General features: G+C 63.3%; 14 protein-coding genes. 11 read left to right on the top strand and 3 right to left on the bottom strand.

Translation table 11 applies throughout. The features are described 5' to 3' along the window. Positions 1–46 precede the first annotated feature (46 nt). Positions 47–1,381 carry a glycosyltransferase family 39 protein gene (locus LLH00_07100; GenBank protein MCE5271037.1) on the bottom strand — a complete coding sequence of 445 codons (1,335 nt, stop codon included), beginning with the start codon at positions 1,379–1,381 and terminating at the stop codon, positions 47–49. Between the two features lie 198 nt (positions 1,382–1,579). Between LLH00_07100 and LLH00_07095 the strand changes: the two genes are divergently transcribed. Further along, positions 1,580–2,080: a hypothetical protein gene (locus LLH00_07095; GenBank protein ID MCE5271036.1), complete on the top strand. Its 501-nt coding sequence runs from the start codon at positions 1,580–1,582 to the stop codon at positions 2,078–2,080. 10 nt (positions 2,081–2,090) lie between these two features. Further along, on the top strand, positions 2,091–2,375 hold the full coding sequence (locus LLH00_07090) for a hypothetical protein (protein MCE5271035.1): 285 nt from the start codon (positions 2,091–2,093) through the stop codon (positions 2,373–2,375). A gap of 19 nt (positions 2,376–2,394) precedes the next feature. Here the strand turns inward: LLH00_07090 and dacB are convergent, their stop codons facing one another. Next, the gene (gene dacB, locus LLH00_07085; protein MCE5271034.1) at positions 2,395–3,885 is read right to left on the bottom strand and encodes a D-alanyl-D-alanine carboxypeptidase/D-alanyl-D-alanine-endopeptidase; all 1,491 of its coding nucleotides are present in this window, start codon (positions 3,883–3,885) and stop codon (positions 2,395–2,397) included. A gap of 491 nt (positions 3,886–4,376) precedes the next feature. Here dacB and LLH00_07080 point away from each other — a divergent pair, with 491 nt between their 5' ends. Next, complete coding sequence (locus tag LLH00_07080; GenBank protein ID MCE5271033.1) at positions 4,377–6,293, top strand: KamA family radical SAM protein; 1,917 nt, start codon at positions 4,377–4,379, stop codon at positions 6,291–6,293. A 190-nt stretch (positions 6,294–6,483) separates the two neighbouring features. Here the strand turns inward: LLH00_07080 and LLH00_07075 are convergent, their stop codons facing one another. Beyond that, entirely contained in the window at positions 6,484–7,311 is an 828-nt protein-coding gene (locus LLH00_07075) for a TylF/MycF family methyltransferase (GenBank protein ID MCE5271032.1), read from the bottom strand. 253 nt (positions 7,312–7,564) lie between these two features. Here LLH00_07075 and LLH00_07070 point away from each other — a divergent pair, with 253 nt between their 5' ends. The 8 genes from LLH00_07070 (at position 7,565) to LLH00_07035 (ending at position 16,832) form a co-directional block, all read left to right on the top strand. Beyond that, positions 7,565–7,771: a cold-shock protein gene (locus LLH00_07070; protein MCE5271031.1), complete on the top strand. Its 207-nt coding sequence runs from the start codon at positions 7,565–7,567 to the stop codon at positions 7,769–7,771. Between the two features lie 314 nt (positions 7,772–8,085). Next, entirely contained in the window at positions 8,086–9,027 is a 942-nt protein-coding gene (locus LLH00_07065) for an ABC transporter ATP-binding protein (protein ID MCE5271030.1), read from the top strand. A gap of 17 nt (positions 9,028–9,044) precedes the next feature. After that, the gene (locus tag LLH00_07060; GenBank protein MCE5271029.1) at positions 9,045–9,794 is read left to right on the top strand and encodes an ABC transporter permease subunit; all 750 of its coding nucleotides are present in this window, start codon (positions 9,045–9,047) and stop codon (positions 9,792–9,794) included. Positions 9,795–9,800: 6 nt separating this feature from the next. Continuing rightward, complete coding sequence (locus LLH00_07055; GenBank protein ID MCE5271028.1) at positions 9,801–11,399, top strand: GldG family protein; 1,599 nt, start codon at positions 9,801–9,803, stop codon at positions 11,397–11,399. After that, complete coding sequence (locus LLH00_07050) at positions 11,396–13,195, top strand: DUF4340 domain-containing protein (GenBank protein MCE5271027.1); 1,800 nt, start codon at positions 11,396–11,398, stop codon at positions 13,193–13,195. The genes LLH00_07055 and LLH00_07050 overlap by 4 nt, the downstream gene beginning before the upstream one ends. 214 nt (positions 13,196–13,409) lie before the next feature. After that, positions 13,410–14,051 (top strand): hypothetical protein, encoded by a 642-nt coding sequence (locus LLH00_07045; protein ID MCE5271026.1) that lies wholly within the window; start codon positions 13,410–13,412, stop codon positions 14,049–14,051. Next, positions 14,048–14,425, top strand: a complete 378-nt coding sequence (locus tag LLH00_07040; protein MCE5271025.1) for a hypothetical protein — start codon at positions 14,048–14,050, stop codon at positions 14,423–14,425. The genes LLH00_07045 and LLH00_07040 overlap by 4 nt, the downstream gene beginning before the upstream one ends. A gap of 286 nt (positions 14,426–14,711) precedes the next feature. Beyond that, positions 14,712–16,832 carry a carbohydrate binding family 9 domain-containing protein gene (locus tag LLH00_07035; protein ID MCE5271024.1) on the top strand — a complete coding sequence of 707 codons (2,121 nt, stop codon included), beginning with the start codon at positions 14,712–14,714 and terminating at the stop codon, positions 16,830–16,832. The last annotated feature ends 118 nt before the right edge of the window (positions 16,833–16,950 follow it).

The raw sequence follows: 16,950 nt of genomic DNA, 5'->3' as shown, positions 1-16,950 counted from the left end.
CGCCGCAATCCGCTGGTTCACATGTTTTTTATGAAAGAACCCGACATCACCCAGACACATTCCAACTGGATGATGAAAAACGCTCCGCAAAGTACGGCTCCAACCGCTTTCCGCCTTTTACCCGGTGATTCGAACGCCACCCTGCCACCGGATAGCCAGCGTGACACCAGCATCGATGCCGGAACCGCGGCCAGCGGCACAATCGGGAAATGGTACGTGGGGTGTAGTATGGCGCGGCATAAAACAGAGCCACGCATCCGAGGCTCCACAGCCAGCCGAGGGCAGGCATCCAGTTCCCAAATATAACGATATATCCGAGTGCGGCAAGCATTATCGAGCAGTAGCACAAGGCATCCAGCCCCAGCACGAGCGCCACGCTCCAGGGCGGGAGACGGTAATGTTTCATGGCCTGTGCTCCGGAAAAGCTGTCGAAGGCCAGGAAGCAGCGCATACGGTTGAAAGTCCGGAATGCGAAAAGCCAAGGATGCGAGGCTATGTGTGAAAGCGCCTGGCTGAAAAAGAAGCGTTCCTGATCGGCCGGGCCGAGGCTGCGCCCGTATTCGAGAAGAGAGCTGAATTCGGCCGGCACGTCCCGCGAGCCCCGACTGTGAGAGCCGAACCACCAGGTGCGATAGAGCGGCGTGTACTGGTTGTTGCCCACAAAAAGGTTCATCGAGTTCGCGCTGTTGATGAACACGGCCTCCCCGCTCCGCCGCCAGACATGGTGCTCCCAAGCCAGCAGCGGAACGGAGGCGGCAAATGCGACCAGCAGGGCTTTCGTCGCACGCCTGGCGCCGGCGCGCACCCAGACCAGCGCGGCCAGGAGTGGGACCAGAATCAAAATGGATGGTCGCAGCAGGACCGCTGCCCCCAGCACCAGACCCAAGGTCACGGCAGCGGTCCAGCCCCCGGGTTTCACGGATTTTTCAAGCAGCAACAGGGCCATCAAACACAGAGTGGCTGTCGGGAGCTGTGTCAACGGGAACTGGGACTGGAAGACGAAAGCCGGCGAAAAGACGAAGAACAGCACCGCAAGGTTGGCGGCCTGAATCCCGGAGCGGCCACGGACATAGGCGAAGAGCGCGAGGCTGAAAATGAGATAGACCGGAAGCATCGACAGCCGGCAGGCAACCTGGCCGTCCACAGGCAGGTACATCCAGAGCCGCAGATAGGCGGGAAGACCGGGTGGTAAATACAAACTGGTCCCGCTGTCCGTGATCTTCAGCGCCTGGGTATAGTACGCCGCCGCATCATCGAACAGCGGGTCGCGCCAGGTGCATGCCAGAAGAAGCAGGCGGACAGACAGTCCAAACCCGAGCAGCAGCGGGAAAGCCTTGCGTGAGTTCAGCCCACGCCGGAGCGGTTCGATCGACCAGGTCATGATTGCACCACAGAACCGGATGAACGACGGGGGGCCGCACGAGCGTTGCAAATATAACTAAATCGGAATCAATTACAAGCGTTTCATCGAGGCTATTCAGTTAATCCACAAGTGGTTTACAATTGTCCTGAATACCGCTATATTAAGCGGACGCATCGATTACGTGTGAAAACTTATAATATCGGGGGAAGGTTGGGGATGAAAGCCGGAAAATGGATCCTGTCGATACTGGCCGGGACCTCGGTCGGCATCGGGGGCGGCCTGCTTGTCAGGCAGGGTATTAAAGCGAAAAAACGATTCGGTGAGAAACGCCGGTGGATGAGCCAGGTCCTGCGCGCCAGCGTTCTGCGATTGGCCGAGGAGAACGGCTCCAGCTTCTCCGCCTCGGAAATTTACTATTTCATCTGGATCCTGGAGCGGGTCTGCCACCGTCACAAGGTGGCTTTCCCGGATTTCGTTTTCCGGGTGGAGGACGGCATGCTCTTCAGCCCGCGCCTGACCCGCCTGCTGCGGATAATGCTGCGCGACGGGCGGCTGCGCCTGGAGGGCGACCGTCTGTCACCACAGGAGGGCGCCGGGGGCGAAAGCCTTGACCGCCTGGACCCGACCCTGGCCGCGATCATCGACGAGACCGCCGGGCAATGGCTCCGTGATTTCCCGGATGAGCCGCTGGTGAGGTTCGGGAAACTGTTCCGCTGAGGGAATGACCATGGTCCGTCCGATAGACCACGCCACGGTGATGCAGCAATTCACCCACGTGGAGAAAGAAAGCCAGCAGCAACAGTCGCACCCGGAGCTGAGCCGCCTGCAGTCCGAGCAGAACGAGTTGAAACGGGCCGCCGAGGAACGCCGCCGCACCAAGGAGACCTCGCCAGGGGAGAAAACCAAAATCCACCCGGATGAGGGCCGAAAGGATCAGCGCCGGCAGCGGCGCGGCAGGCGACGTGGGTCCTCGGGCGACGGCCGCGGCTCCAACGTGGACCTGCTGGCCTGAACCACCGCCCCTTTTGAGTCTACTCGGCGTGGTGCGGCGGCTGTCTCAGTCTCTCCGGGCCGGGTTTCCAGCCGCGCCTGAGTTGCGACACCTCCACGCAGATGTCCCGGATCACCATCCGCGCCGCCACCTTCGAGATCAGCCAGTTGTTGCCCAGCACCGAGAACACCAGCGGCTCGCCGTCCAGCGTGCGGGCATAGCCCGACAGGGACATGACCGAGGTGATGTAGCCGGTCTTGGCGTGTATCTTGCCATCCGCCGGGGTGCTGTGCATTATCCGCACGCCGTTGTCCACGCCGCTGATCGGCAGACTGGCGATGTACTGCTCGGCCGCCGGGTGGTCGTGCATGAAAGTGAGCAGGCGGATAAACATGTCCGGGGTGACCAGGTTCAGGCGGCTGAGGCCCGAGCCGTCCTCCAGCCGGATTTTCGACATGTTCACCCCCAGCTTGCGCAGCAGCCTCTGCTCCACCTCGATCCCCTGCTGGAACCCGCCGCCGCGCCCCTGGCGCGCCCCCAGAGTGAACAGCAACTGCTCGGCGTAAAAATTGTGGCTGCGCTTGAGGATCACCCTCACGATCTCGGTCAGGGGCACGGATTCGTGCTGGGCCACGATGGAGGGCGCGCGCCCCATTATCCTGTCGCTCTCCTCGGTATCGGCCACCAGCCGCACCGGCCCGTCCACCCGCACCCCCTTGCGCGCCAGGGCGTCCAGGAACGCCGAGGCTGCGAACAGGCCGGGCGAGTCCACGGCCACGTGCTCCATGAAACCGATGCTGCCCTTGTAGATCCCGCCCGACAGGACCACCGCGGTGCCGGGGGTCTCGCGCGAGATCACCAGGTGATCGCCGCTGCGGTCGCCCACGGTGACTGCGCGGTTGATCACGTTCATCACCGAAGAGGAGGGTGTGACGCGGATCACGGGCGGCTCGCCCACCTGGGAGGCCGGATAGGCGTTCAGGTCGATCACGTTGTCGTTGTAGGAAAGGGCGCTCACCGGGGCGGCGTACCACCAGGTGAGGTCCTCCCACGACCAGCCGTCCGCCAGGAACGGCGGCTGGAACAGGGAATTGTCGGCCACGAGGTCGCCGCTGACGTGACGGATGCCGGCAGCGTGAACCTCGGCGGCCAGCTCGTCCCAGACCGCGGTGGTGCTGCGGAAGAAACGGTCGGAAATGGTGGGGTCGCCGCTGCCGCGCAGAACCAGATCGCCCTGCAACGTGCTGTCGCCCGGCGAGACCGAGCCATCCGCCAGCACGGTGGTGCGGAAACGGTAGTCCGGCCCCAGGGCGTCCAGGGCCACAGCGGTCACCAGCAGCTTGAGGTTGGAGGCGGGCATGTAGCCGTGCTGGTCGTTGCGCCGGACCAGGTAGTCGCCCTTGTCCAGCGAGCGGAACACAATGCCCCAGTTCTCGGGGAGCTGGCCGTAGCGGGCCAGGATTTTGTCGATCTTGCGGTTGAGCTCCAGGCTGTCGGACGAGGCCGCCCGGAGCGCAAAGGGATAAATCATGACAGCCAAGACGCAGAACAGCGCCGCCGCCGCTTTAGGCCGCAGCACTTGCGCAGACTCTCTTTCACGGACAATACCAGACCGCATCACAATACCCGCCTCCCCTTTTTTCGCATCTCTCTTGTCACTCCGGACCGATCTCTGTTTACCAGTGCTCTTACAGCTTTGAAATCTATCGACTCCTGGGGTGAGCTGTCAACCGGATAAATCCGCGGCGCCGCTCACTCTGTCCAACCGTTTCCTTTCTAACTCGTTCGCCGGAATATCCTTGCAATTGCGGCTTGACAAAAGGCGCCGCACGGCTTTAATTATCAAGTGGAGAGAGAAGAGAACGGAAGAGCACCGCCCGAATATCCCGTTCAGAGTTGTGCACCGACCGCAGTCCTGGCCCAGTCATCCGATGAGAGTGTTATCCGCCCCCCGGCCTCCCGGTGCGCTCACCCGGAGCCAGGGGCGAAAAGCCCCCCCGAATTGAAAGTGAGGGTATCGATATGATCAACTACGACCAGGAAGTCTCTGGAATCCACGCCCCGCCGCAGGCCGGCGGACTCGGCGGCGAAAGGGCCCTGGAGCCTCCCGCCCGCGCCGTTTCCCTCGAACGCATCCTCAACCTCGAGCGGCCCGCCCTGCTCGACCTTCTCTGGCAGACGGACCGCAAGATACAGCACATTCTGCTCAGCCGCGCCTCGATCAGCGAAGCCCGCAACGGGCTGTTCGAGTACCTGAACGACCTGGAACGGCACTATTTCAACATCTACTCGGACAAGAAATTCAAGGACCTGCACGACGTGCGGAAAAAGCACGCCAAATGGTGTATCCGGGTGTTCAAGAACATCATCCGCACCGAGAACGAGAAACTTAGCGGGGCCAGCGCCCTGGGGAGCCTGATCAAGCTGGCCTCGCGCACCGTCTCGCGGGGCGAGCCGGTCAGCCGGGGGTTCATTCTCGAGATGCTGTTCCTGTTCCTGGGGATCAACGGGCGTTTCGGGTTCTACCGCCGGGAAAAGCCCTCCGCGCTGGAGCTGACCGCCGAGGAGCGGCCCGGACTGGCGCGCTCGCACCTTCTGGACAGTTACGGCAAGCGGGTGCGCGAGGCCATGGCGCGCTACGAAAGCGGCCTTGACGGGCGGGTCCGGGCGCTGAACGAGGAGTCGGTGCGGCGGATCGCCGCCGCCCTGGGGGCCGGCCCCAGGGAATGGAACGACTGCTGCTGGCAGATGCGCCATATCGTCTGCCGCCTGTCCGACCTGGAACGCCTGGTCGAACTGACAGACAGCGAGCGACACGCCCTGGCCCAGGCCGAACGGCAGGGCCTCGCGTTCCAGATCACCCCCTATTACCTGAGCCTGTTCCAGAGGCCCGGCCCCGGAGCCACGGATGCCGCCCTGCGGGCGCAGGTGCTGCCGGGGCTGCACTATGTGGAGGGCATGCGCCGGGCAGCGGAGAGCGGCCAGGACCTCGATTTCATGGGCGAGGCCGCCACCAGCCCGCAGGACGGGATCACGCGGCGCTACGTGCACGTGCTGATCCTCAAGGCTTTCAACAGTTGCCCGCAGCTCTGTGTCTACTGCCAGCGCAACTGGGAGGTGACCGGCCTGGACCGCAGCGGCGAGACCCGCGAGCGGCTTGAGAAAGCTATCGACTGGGTCGCGGAGAACGAGAACATCCAGGAGGTGCTGGTCACCGGCGGCGACCCGCTCACCCTGGGCGATGAGTACCTGGCCTGGGTCCTGGAGCGCCTGGCCGCAATCGGCCACCTGGAGCGCATCCGGATCAGCACCCGCACCCCGGTGACCCTGCCGATGCGGATCACCCCGGAGCTGGTGTCACTGCTGTCGCGCCACCACGAGCTGGGACGGCGCGAGGTCTGCGTGGTGACTCATTTCGAAAGCCCGCTCGAAATGACCCCCGCGGCCCTGGATGCGGTGGGCCGTCTGCGCTCGGCGGGCCTGAGCGTGTACAACCAGGAGGTTTTCACTTTCTACAACAGCCGGCGCTTCCAGACCGCGCACCTGCGGCGGGTGCTCAAGCGCAGCGGAGTGGACCCCTACTACTGTTTCAACGCCAAGGGTAAGGATGAGACCGTCGATTTCCGGGTGCCCATCGCCAGGCTGCTGCAGGAGTGGACCGAGGAGGCGCGCCTGTTGCCGGGCCTGGCCCGCACGGACACCCCGGTGTTCAACGTGCCCACCCTGGGCAAGAGCTATCTGCAGTCGTGGCAGGACCACGAGATCGTGATGCTGCTGCCGGACGGCCGCCGGGTCTACCGGTTCTACCCCTGGGAGTCGATGCTGGCCCTGACCAAGCCCTACCTGTACACGGATGTCTCGATCCACGACTACCTGACCCGCCTGGCGGCCGAGGGCGAGAACGTGAACGACTACCATTCGATCTGGTACTATTTCTGAGGCGGGAAAACCTATAGGGCACGGCATGCCGTGCCCTTACATTGAAAGGCCAAATCTCTGCCTCTACCGGTTCACTCAGACATGGCCGGGAAAGACAAAAAGGGCGAACACAGGGTTCGCCCCTACGAATGCTCTCTGATCTCGTTGCAGGGGCACGGTGCTCCGTGCCCAATAACGCCTTCCCTGCGGCTCATTTCCGCCAGAACACGCCCTGGCCGTCGATGGGCTGCACCGTCGCGCTGATCCCGTGCTCCCGGCGGTAATCCACCGTGGCCTCGCGGCAGGTTTTCAGGTTGTAGTCGTCGATGATGCAGAACCCGCCCGGGCTGAGCTTTGGGTAGAGCGCCCCCAGGGCGTCCATGGTCGAGCTGTACATGTCTCCGTCCAGCCGGATCAGGGCCAGCCGCTCGATGGGGGCGGCGGGCAGGGTGTCCTTGAACCAGCCCTTGAGGAACACCACGCTCTCATCCAGCAGCCCGTACTTGCGGAAATTCTCCTCCACCTGCTCCTGCGAGACCGCCAGGAAATCGAACTTGTGCAGCTTGTCGCCGCGGTCCTGCGGGAACCGCTCCAGCTCGGGCGGCGGCAGGCCCTGGAACGAGTCGGCCACAAACAGGCGGCGTCCGGTGGAGCCGTGGGCTTCGAGCACCGCTTTAATAAAAATAGAGGCCCCGCCGCGCCAGACCCCGGTCTCGATCAGGTCTCCCGGAACGTTGTCGGCCAGGACTGTCTCCACGCAGCGGCGCAGGTTGTCCAGCCGCCGCATGCCGATCATGGTGTCGGCCTGCATGGGCCAGATCTGACCGGTCTCGCGCTGCTCGGCGCTGTAGTGCACGGGCTTGACCAACTGATAGCCCAGGCGGCCGAGGACCCCGGTCAGGGCGCGCAGGAACAGCCGCTGGGGGGCATGCCGCCGCGAGGCGAAGGCGTCCACCGGCACGCCCGGCTCCTCCCAGAGCGAATAGGAAAGGGCCTTTTTGAGCAAGTCCAGATAAAGGTCGAGCAGGCTCGCGTTCACCGGGGGGCGCTCCGCTTGTGGTTCGTTTTGATTGCGAATGTGCAGAGCCTAAAATAACTCCATCGCCGCCCCTGTCAATCCCAGAGCCGCTGCGGAACCGTGGAAGCGGCTCACGGACATTGCGCGAAGGTAAAGATTTTTCTTGCTAAGTGTATGGCGGGTTTTAATATTTTTTCGGGCGCACGCCCTCTTTCCATTTCCAGCCGTCCGCTCCGGACGGCCAGTTGTCAATGCTTTCGCAGGAGCACCGGTCATGCCGCTGGGAAAAGTCAAGTGGTTCAACGACGCCAAGGGCTTCGGTTTCATCGAGCAGGATGGCGGCCAGGATGTGTTCGTGCATTTCAGCGCCATCCAGCGCGAGGGGTTCAAATCCCTGTACGAGAACCAGAAAGTGCAGTTTGACGTGGTCGAGGGCCCCAAGGGGCTGCAGGCGGCCAATGTCAAACCGCTGGAGGACTGAGCGGGTCTGGCGAGAATGAAGCGGCGCCGGCAAAAACTGAAATCGAACGAATGCGGGCGGTCCTGTTGCGGGCCGCCCGTTTGTTATTCCTGCGGGCGCTGATCTGCCCCATTTGGAGCGAGGCTGCGCTATGCCCAGGGCGGGCCGGGCAGATAGCGCACAGGTAAGTCATTGTGAAAAACGCGCCTTGATTTTTCATCCGGCCTGGCATGGAGCTTGTAAGGAAGTATAGGTTTGATGTAAAGATTGCCCGATTTGAGGTCAATAAAAGTTGGAGTAAGGGTTATCTGCCACCGGGAAGGAGATGTGAGTAGATGATCGAGTTGCAATCGGTGAACAAGTTCTACGGGGCGTTCCAGGTGCTGCGGGACATCTCGTTCAGCGTGGGCAAGGGCGAGATCGTGGGGTTCCTGGGTCCGAACGGGGCTGGCAAGACCACGACCATGCGCATCCTGAACGGGTTCCTCCCGGCGACCAGCGGGCAGGCGGTGGTGGCCGGCCACGCGGTGGACCGCGAGCCGCTGGCGGTCAAGCGCGCCCTGGGCTACCTGCCCGAGAATGTCTCCCTCTACAACGACATGACCGTCAGCGAGTACCTGCGTTTCGTGGCCGAGGCCAAGCGGGTCGCCCCGAGCGAGCGCCGCGCCCGTCTGGATAAAGTCACCGCCCAGTGCGGACTGGACAAGGTGAATAACCGTCTGATCGGCGCGCTTTCGAAGGGCTACCGTCAGCGGGTGGGACTGGCCCAGGCCATCGTGAACGACCCGCAGGTGCTGATCATGGATGAGCCGACCACCGGCCTCGACCCGGCCCAGATCATCGAGATACGGGAGTTGATCAACTCCCTGGCCGGCGAGCACACGATCATCCTGAGCACGCATATCCTGCCCGAGGTGAGCGCGGTCTGCAAGCGGGTGATAATAATCAACGAGGGACGGATCGTGGCCGAGGATTCGCTGGAGAACCTCACCGGTGGCAGCGGCCGCGGCGGCAGCGTCACCGTGCGGGTGGAAAGCTGCACGCCTGAACTGGAAAGGCGCCTGGCCGCGCTCAAGGGTGTGGCCTCGGTGCGCCTGACCGGCCCGGCCGCCCCGCAGGGCGAGACCGAGCTTATGGTTCTGGCCGAGCGCGAGGCCGACATCCGGCGCGCCGTGGCCGAGGCCGTGGCCGGCGCTGGCGCGGGCCTTCTGGAGCTGCGGCCCAACCGTCTGAGCCTCGAGGAAATATTCATGCAGATAATCACCCGGAACGCTTGAGGAGGGCGAAAGATAAAATGGGTTTCTGGCCTGTCTACAAGCGCGAGCTGAAAAGCTATTTCTACTCGCCCATCGCCTACGTGGTGATGCTGTTTTTCATCCTGCTGACCGGCATTTTCTTCATGCTCTTTGTCAGCGATTTCAGCATGGCCTCGATGAACCAGTCGCCCTACGGCGGCGGCTACAACCTGAACATCACCATGCGCGTGATCCGGCCGCTGCTGGGCAACATGAGCGTGATCATGCTGTTCATCCTGCCGCTCATCACGATGAAACCGTTCGCCGAGGAGCGCAAGAGCGGCACGATCGAGCTGCTGCTCACCTACCCGCTCACCGATCTGGACGTGCTCCTGGGCAAGTACCTGTCGGCCCTGAGCCTGTTCGTGATCATGCTCGGTCTGACTTTGATCTACCCCATGTTCCTCTACCTCCACTCCCAGCCCGAGACCGGCACCCTGGCCAGCGGCTATTTGGGGATTCTTCTCCTGGCCGGCTCGTTCATCGCCCTGGGGCTTTTCATCTCCTCCCTTACCGAGAACCAGATCATCGCCGCGGTGGCCACTTTCGCCGTGCTGCTGACATTCTGGTTCATGAGTTTCTGGAGCGAGGGCAACCAGATACTTCGTCACCTGTCGATCCTCGAGCATTTCAACAACTTCGCCGAGGGCGTGATCGACACGCGGGATGTGATATTCTACGCAAGTTTCATCCTGCTCTGGCTGTTCCTGACTCTCCGGGTCCTGGAATCCAAAAAGTGGAGGAGCTGAGCACCGATGGCCACCCGTTCATTCATATTTCTGATTCTGGGAGTGCTGCTCGCGGTCGCCGGCTATGTGGTCAAGGTCGCGCAGGCCGGGGTGGGACTCTGGTACATTGTCACCTGGGCGCTGGCCGCGCTGGCGCTGGGTTTCTACGTGGCGCGCAACCTGTCCGAACTGGGGATGCTGTTCACCCGCCGCGCGGCGCGCTACGGCGCGGTCTCGGTCTCCATGTCGCTGCTCTTCATCGGCATCCTGGTGCTGGCGGCCCTGTTCAGTGAGAAGCACAACCACCGCTGGGACCTGACCAAGAACAAGACCCACTCCCTGGCCCTGCAGAGCCGTCAGGTGCTGGAAAAGCTGGACCGCGACACCCTGGACCTGAATGTCTACGTGTTCTACCGCGGCGAGGGTGACCTGCGCACCAAGCAGCCGCTGCTCGACCTTCTGGAGACCTATTCCCTTCAGAGCAAGCGTTTCAAGTTCGAGAAGATCGACATCGACCGCAACCCGCTGCTGGCCATGCAGATGGGTATCACGAGCACCAGTACGGTGCTAATTCGCTACGGCGAGAAGACCGACAAGATATTCAGCGAGCAGGAGGCCAAGCTCACCAGCTCGATCAACTCGCTCATCGGCGGGGCCAGCCCCGGCGCGCGGGGGGCGGTCTATTTCACCACCGGCCACGGCGAGCCGGGCACGGACCAGGGCGACCCCTACTCGGTCAGCCGGGTGCGCCAGAGCATCGAGGACCAGATCGGCCCGGTGCGCGAGGCGTTCCTGGCCACGGGCAAGGGGGTGCCCGACAGTTGCGACATCCTGATTGTCGACGGCCCCAAGAAAGATTTCCTGCCCGTGGAACTGAAAGACATCGACTCGTTCCTGGCCCGTGGCGGACGGGCCCTGTTCCTGCTCGAACCGTTCATGCCCGACACCCTGCTGACCGAGCAGCTCGGCCGCTACGGGGTTAAAGCCGGCCATGACATCGTGGTCGACATGCTGCGCGGCTCGCCCAACAGCCCCTTCGCTTTCCTGGTCAAGGACTACCCGACCCACGACATCACCCGTTTCTTCGATGTGGGCACGGTGTTCGACATGGTGCGCTCGGTGGCCCCGGACAGCGTGCCGCCCCCGGGGGCCACGGTGAACCGATTCCTGGAGTCGAGCGAGAAAAGCTGGGCCGAGAGCGACCTGGGCACTCTGCAGAATAATTTCGACCAGGTGATCCAGCGCGCCTCGGACCAGGGCCACAAGGTGAGCCTGGGGGTGAGCGTGGAGCTGGAGCCCTCGTTCTTCCAGCACGAGGACAGCACCGCGGCCGACAGCACGGCCAAGCCGCGCGCGGCCCGTCTGGTGGTTATCGGGGACGGCGATTTCATCTCGGACACCTATATCGAGCAGCTGGGCAACCGTGACCTTCTGCTCAACTGCCTGCGCTGGCTGCGCGGCCAAAATGAAGATATCACGATCCAGCCGCGCGAGACCGAGAACACCCCTCTGGTGCTGGAGCGCTCGGACATGCTGACCATGGCCGTGGTCACCCTGGTGGCCCTGCCGCTGGTCATCATCCTGACCGGGGTCTTCATCCGGCTGCGTCGGAGGGCGAAGCGATGAGCGCGCGCAAGCCGTTGATTTACCTGGCGCTGTTTCTGGTGCTGGGTCTGGTCTACTATTTCTACGAGTACAAGGGCGGCGCGGAACGCCAGAAAGAAAGCGACCTGGATAAGAAGGCCCTGGTCTTCTCCGCCGACAGCGTGAGCGCGTTCCACGTGCTGCGCCACGACAGCCTGGGTGTGGACAGCCTGGTGCTGGTCCGCTCGCCGCAGGCCGGCTGGCGTATCACCTGGCCCCTGGCCGCGGATGCCGACAGCGCCGCGGTGGCGCGTCTCATCCGCAGCGCCGCGGATGCAGCGGTCGACCGGGTGGTGGAGGACAGCGCCGCGAGCCTGGCCCCGTTCGGGCTGGACAAGCCGGAGCTGACACTGAGCCTTCAGGTGGAAAGCAAACCCGGGCTGCGCCTGGCCCTGGGGGCCAAGAACCCCACCGGAAGCTTTATCTATGCGGTCAACCTCGACCGTCCGCGGCGGGTGCTGCTGCTCAACTCCTGGACCCGGACCGATCTGGACAAGCACGCCGCCGACCTGCGGGACAAGAAAGCCCTGCATTTCGCGAGCGACCAGGTGGAAAGCCTGAGCCTGGAGCGCGGCGCGGCGACAGTCTTTTCCGCCCGCCGGAGCGATAGCGGCCTCTGGGAGCTGACCGCGCCCTTGGCCGCCCCGGCCGAGAGCGACAGCCTCAAGGAGCTGCTGCGCGCGGTGGAGGAGGCCGAGGCGCTTTCGTTCGTGGACAGCCTGCCCGCCGGGGGGCTGAAAGCTTTCGGGTTGGACAATCCCGCGTTCACTCTCAGCCTGAGCGGACAGAAAGGCGAGATCGAGCGGCGGCTGTTCCTCGGCGGCAAGGATTCCACTGGCAACTACTACGCCCGCCGTCAGGGCATGGACAACGTGTACGTGCTGCCCGTCTCGCTGCTGTCGCGCCTTCTCCTCGACCCGGCGCGCCTGCGCGACCGGGCCCTGGTGCACGCGGCCCGCGAGCGGATCGACAGCCTGGCCCTGGCCCGTCCGGGCGAGGCCCCGCTGGCCGCGCGCAAGGACAGCGCCGGTGCGTGGAGCCTTCTGGTTCCCGAGCGCTCCCGGGCGGATGGCTCGCAGGTGGACGGTCTGTTGTGGGACCTCAAGGACCTGCGCGCGCGCCAGTTTGCCGACCCGCTTCCGGCCAGGCTCGCCGCCGCGTTCCAGCAGCCGCTGTTGACCGCGAGTGTGGCGGCCTCGGGCGCGGTGACCCGCCTGGAGTTCGCGTGCGCCTCGGCCGCGGACTCGCTGGTCTGGGTGCGGGTGACTGGCCTGCCGGGCGTGGCCGCGGTGGACAGCAGCGTGCTGGGCCGCCTCGACCCGGCCGGGCGCGATCTGCGCTACCGCAAGATCTTCGAGTTCGACACCGGCACGGTTAACCGGGTGGCCCTGGAGTACCCGGACCACAAGCTTGAGGTCGAGAAAAAGGGCGACACCTGGCAGCTTACCGCCCCGGAGAAAGCCCCGGCCAAGGAGTGGAAAGTGCAGAACCTGCTCTGGGACATCGAGGGCGTAAATTTCGAGAGCATCGTATCGGAAAGCGGCGCGGACAGCCTGAGCCAGGGCTTCGGCAAACCGTCCGCGCGGGTGGGCCTTTTCAAGGGTGACAGCCTGGTGGCCCAGGCCGCGTTCGGCGACTCGCTGGAGGCGGGACGGTCGGTGTACCTGCGCCGCAGTGGCACGGCCCGCACGTTCAAGGTGCCGATGAGCCTTCTGCGCGGCCTGCCCGCGAAAGCGGAGGACCTGAAGGGCGATGAACCGAAGCCGGAGCAGAAATAACGAGCGACAGCGTCAAGACAGAGGAGAATCTGCGTGAGGGCCGGCCGAAAGACCGGCCCTCTTTTTTTGTTCGAGGATTTCTCCTGCAGGGGCACCGTCTGCCGTGACCCCTTTTGATTCTTGTTCATCGAAACATTGACAGCCGCTGCGAGAGTTGCTAAGCTCAATAAAGCCTCAAACCAAAATATCCGTTACATTCCACTCCGACAATCCTATGAAAAGTTTCCGGAAGTTTTGGCTCGGTTCAGCCCTGCCCTGCCTCCTGGCCCTCGCCCTGCCGTTGCCGGCACCTGCCTGGGACGGCTCCCTGCACGGAGCGCCGCCGGATTCGGCGGTTCTCTGCCTGCTGCAGGAAATCAGCGGCGCATGGTGCCGCCTGTTTCCGGTCAACGGAAAGGAAGTGGAAGGGGTTGTCACGGTCCAGGCCGGGGGATTGACAATCAAGGCCTGGGCACAGACCGGATTGAATGTGAACGACAGCCGCAGACAGGACTTTTTCCCTTGGGCGGACATCGATTCGCTCAGCTTTGCCCGCGGTAAAAAAGAAAAGCCTGTCCCTCTGCAGGCCGGGGACCTGGCCCATCGCCCGGACCCGTCCCTGCTGCAGCTTATCCAAGCGCTGGGAAAAAACAATTATCGTGTGAGCCTCAAGGACGGCGACAGCTACAAGGGCCCGATCGAGGTGCGTCAGAGCGGGCTGCTGCTGACAAAGCTCCACCGCTTTGTCCCGTGGGATGATATCGCCGGACTCAAAGCCGCCAAGAACATGTCCGCGGTCACGAAAACGGTAATCATCGGCGCCGCGACCTGTGTCGCGTTATTCCTTCTGTTTCTCGAGCTCGAGTCAGGCGCATGAGAAACTGCCGGCTTGTATGTTTTCTGCTCGTGGCGGCCCTGCAGGCGCTGCCGGCCAGCGCCCCGGCACGGGAGAAAAGCGGAACCGGATTGCCTCCGGTATATGAGAACCTTACCCAGGGGCTGCTGCAGGATTATGTAGGCGACGAGGTCAGGATTGTCACGGCCGACTCCTCGGTTATCCAGGGCCGCCTGATCGCGGTAGACTCTCTGGCTGTCATACAGAAAAGCGATGGACAGGCGCTGAGAGTCGAGATAGACCGCATCGTGAAAATCGATTTCTCCCGGTCGCACGCCCTGACCGTAGCCAAATGTATCGCCGTGATCGCAGTGCCGCTGGCGCTTCTGGCTCTATTTTCATTGGCCACGGAATAGACCGGAGTGACATTCAATACCATCGCCATCCCGCCGTTCGTAATCCTCGGCCTGTTGTTCATGGCCCATTGACTCCATCCAGATAACCGCAGACTGGCCGCACCCACGGTTGCCCCGCAAACAGTTAAGTAATATATTCTTCCGCCGTAGTCCAGAAGGGAACGACTCTCCATTGCGGGTGTATTTTTTCTTAACACCCGTGCGAAGGGACCGCCCAAACCAGTCCCGCCGCCGGCAGTTCCCTTGCTCCAGCCCGCCCGCCCCCCAACCCAGCGGAGAGAACACGGTGCGAAGATTTGCCGGCGTAGTCCTGGCCCTCGCCTTTCTGGCATTCCATCGCCCTCTTGTCGCACAGCAGGTCCTGGATATAAAAGCCTCAACCCGCAGCATCCACGCCGTGCGGGCCACGGTGGCCCCGGCTGTCGACGGCGTGCTGGATGATCCGCTCTGGGCCGGGGCCGACTGGCAGGGCGGGTTCAGCCAGCTCAAGCCCTCTCCGGGCGCGCCCGCCCGCGCCGAAACCCGCGTGGCCGTGGCGTTCGACGACAGGCATATGTATGTCGCCTGGCGCTGCGCCAGCCCGGCCGGCCCCGCCACGAACAGCAAGACCAACCGCGCGGACGGCGACATGGACACCGACAACGCGGTCACTCTCTACCTGGATACTTTCCACACCCGCCGCGACTGCTACTACTTTTCCACCAACTCGCTGGGCATCCGGGTGGATGGCCGTATCGGCGAGGACGGCAACACGAACGACAAGAGCTGGGACTGCGCCTGGCAGGTGGCCGCGCGTGAGGACTCGGCTGGCTGGAGCGCCGAAATGGCGATCCCGGTGGCCGAGCTGCGTATCCCCAAGGGTGACTCCGCCGCCTGGGGGGTGAATTTCCGCCGCAACTATCCCGAGTATTTCGAGACCAGTTTCTGGCAGGAGCGCGACACGGCCTGGAAAGTCTCGCAATCGGGCGACCTGACCGGCCTGCCCGCGTTCCGGAAAGGTTTCAGCGCCTCGCTCTACCCGTACCTGGTCGGCCTGGACACCAACACGCCCGCGACCGGGCGGCGGACAATCCTGGCCTCGGGCGGGAGCGAGCTGATGGGCGGAGCCGACCTCAAGCTGGGCCTGGGCAGCTCGGTCAACGCCAATCTGACCTACAACCCCGATTTCGCCACCGTGGAGGCGGACCAGGACCAGATCAACCTGACCCGCTACGAGACTTTCTACCCCGAGAAACGCCTCTATTTCCTGGAGGGGGCCGAGCTTTTCAACGACCATTTCAACGTGTTCTACTCGCGCCGGGTGGGTGACCTGGATTTCGGGGCCAAGTCCAACGGACGGGTGGGGGCGTTCAACTACTCCGTGCTCGGCGCCCGCGAGCGCGCCGCCGGGGGCGAAAGCTCGGCCCTGTTCACTGTGGCGCGGGTGCAGCGCGATATCCTGGGCGCCTCGAATATCGGGCTCACCGCGGTGAACCGCAGCTATGACGGCGGCTACAACCGTGTGCTCTCCACGGATGCCACGTTCAACCTGCCCTCGCACGTCAAGCTGACCTCGCAGTTGGTGGGCAGTTTCCCCTCCGAGGGCGTCTCCAGCAAGGCCTGGTTTGTCCGCGCCGTCCGCGAGACCGAGCTGTACGGCTACCACCTGATGTACGAGAGCATCGATCCGGGTTTCCGGGACAACGTGAACAAGGTGGGCTACATCCAGGACGACAATCTGCGGCGGCTCGACACCAACGCCAATTTCGTGCACTGGATCAACAGTCACGGCATAGACAAGGTCCAGGGGTTCACCACGAACGACGTGTACTGGGGCTATGACGGGTCGCTGCGGCACGTGGAGCTGGACCAGTGGATGGCCGTAAGTTTCCTGAACAAATGGCTGCTCGGAGCGGGCAACAACTACCTAACCGAGCTGTACGAGAAGCGTTTCCACAACCACAGCCGGTTCATGGAGGGCGGCTACAACCTGCAATCCTGGAACAACACGAGCTGGATAATCACCAGCGGCCGCAATTTCGACCGCGAGTTCCGTCAGTACGTGTTCCGGCCCAAAGTGAAACTGAGCAGCGCCCTGTCGCTCAGTTATGCCTTCAACCGGGTGGTGTTCCACCCCGACCCGGACCACTCCACTACCAACCTGCATATCCTGACCGGCGACTGGAATTTCACTCCCGACCTCTGGCTGCACCTGTTCACCCAGTACAACAGCCGGAACGACCGGGTGTATGTGTACGGCCTGTTCGGCTGGAGGTTCGCCCCGCCGTTCGGGGCGCTGTACGTGGCCTACACCGCGGACCGTTTCGACGAGCTGGAGAGCCGGCCGGGGCTGCTGGCCGACCCCCTGCGGCGCCGTCAGCGGGCGTTCTTTGTCAAGCTCAGCGTGCCCGTGGCCCTGACAGAGTAAGTATTTTCTTGATTGACCCGCCCGGCGGTGTTAGACTTTCCCTGCCACGCTAAGAGAGTTTTTCCACCTACTCACAATAATGCCACCCGGAGCAAACTTGGGCCGGATACTGTGTGCC

The sequence above is a fragment of the bacterium genome, assembly GCA_021372515.1.
GTDB lineage: Bacteria > Gemmatimonadota > Glassbacteria > GWA2-58-10 > GWA2-58-10 > JAJFUG01.
This window is presented reverse-complemented; position numbering and strand designations above follow the sequence as displayed.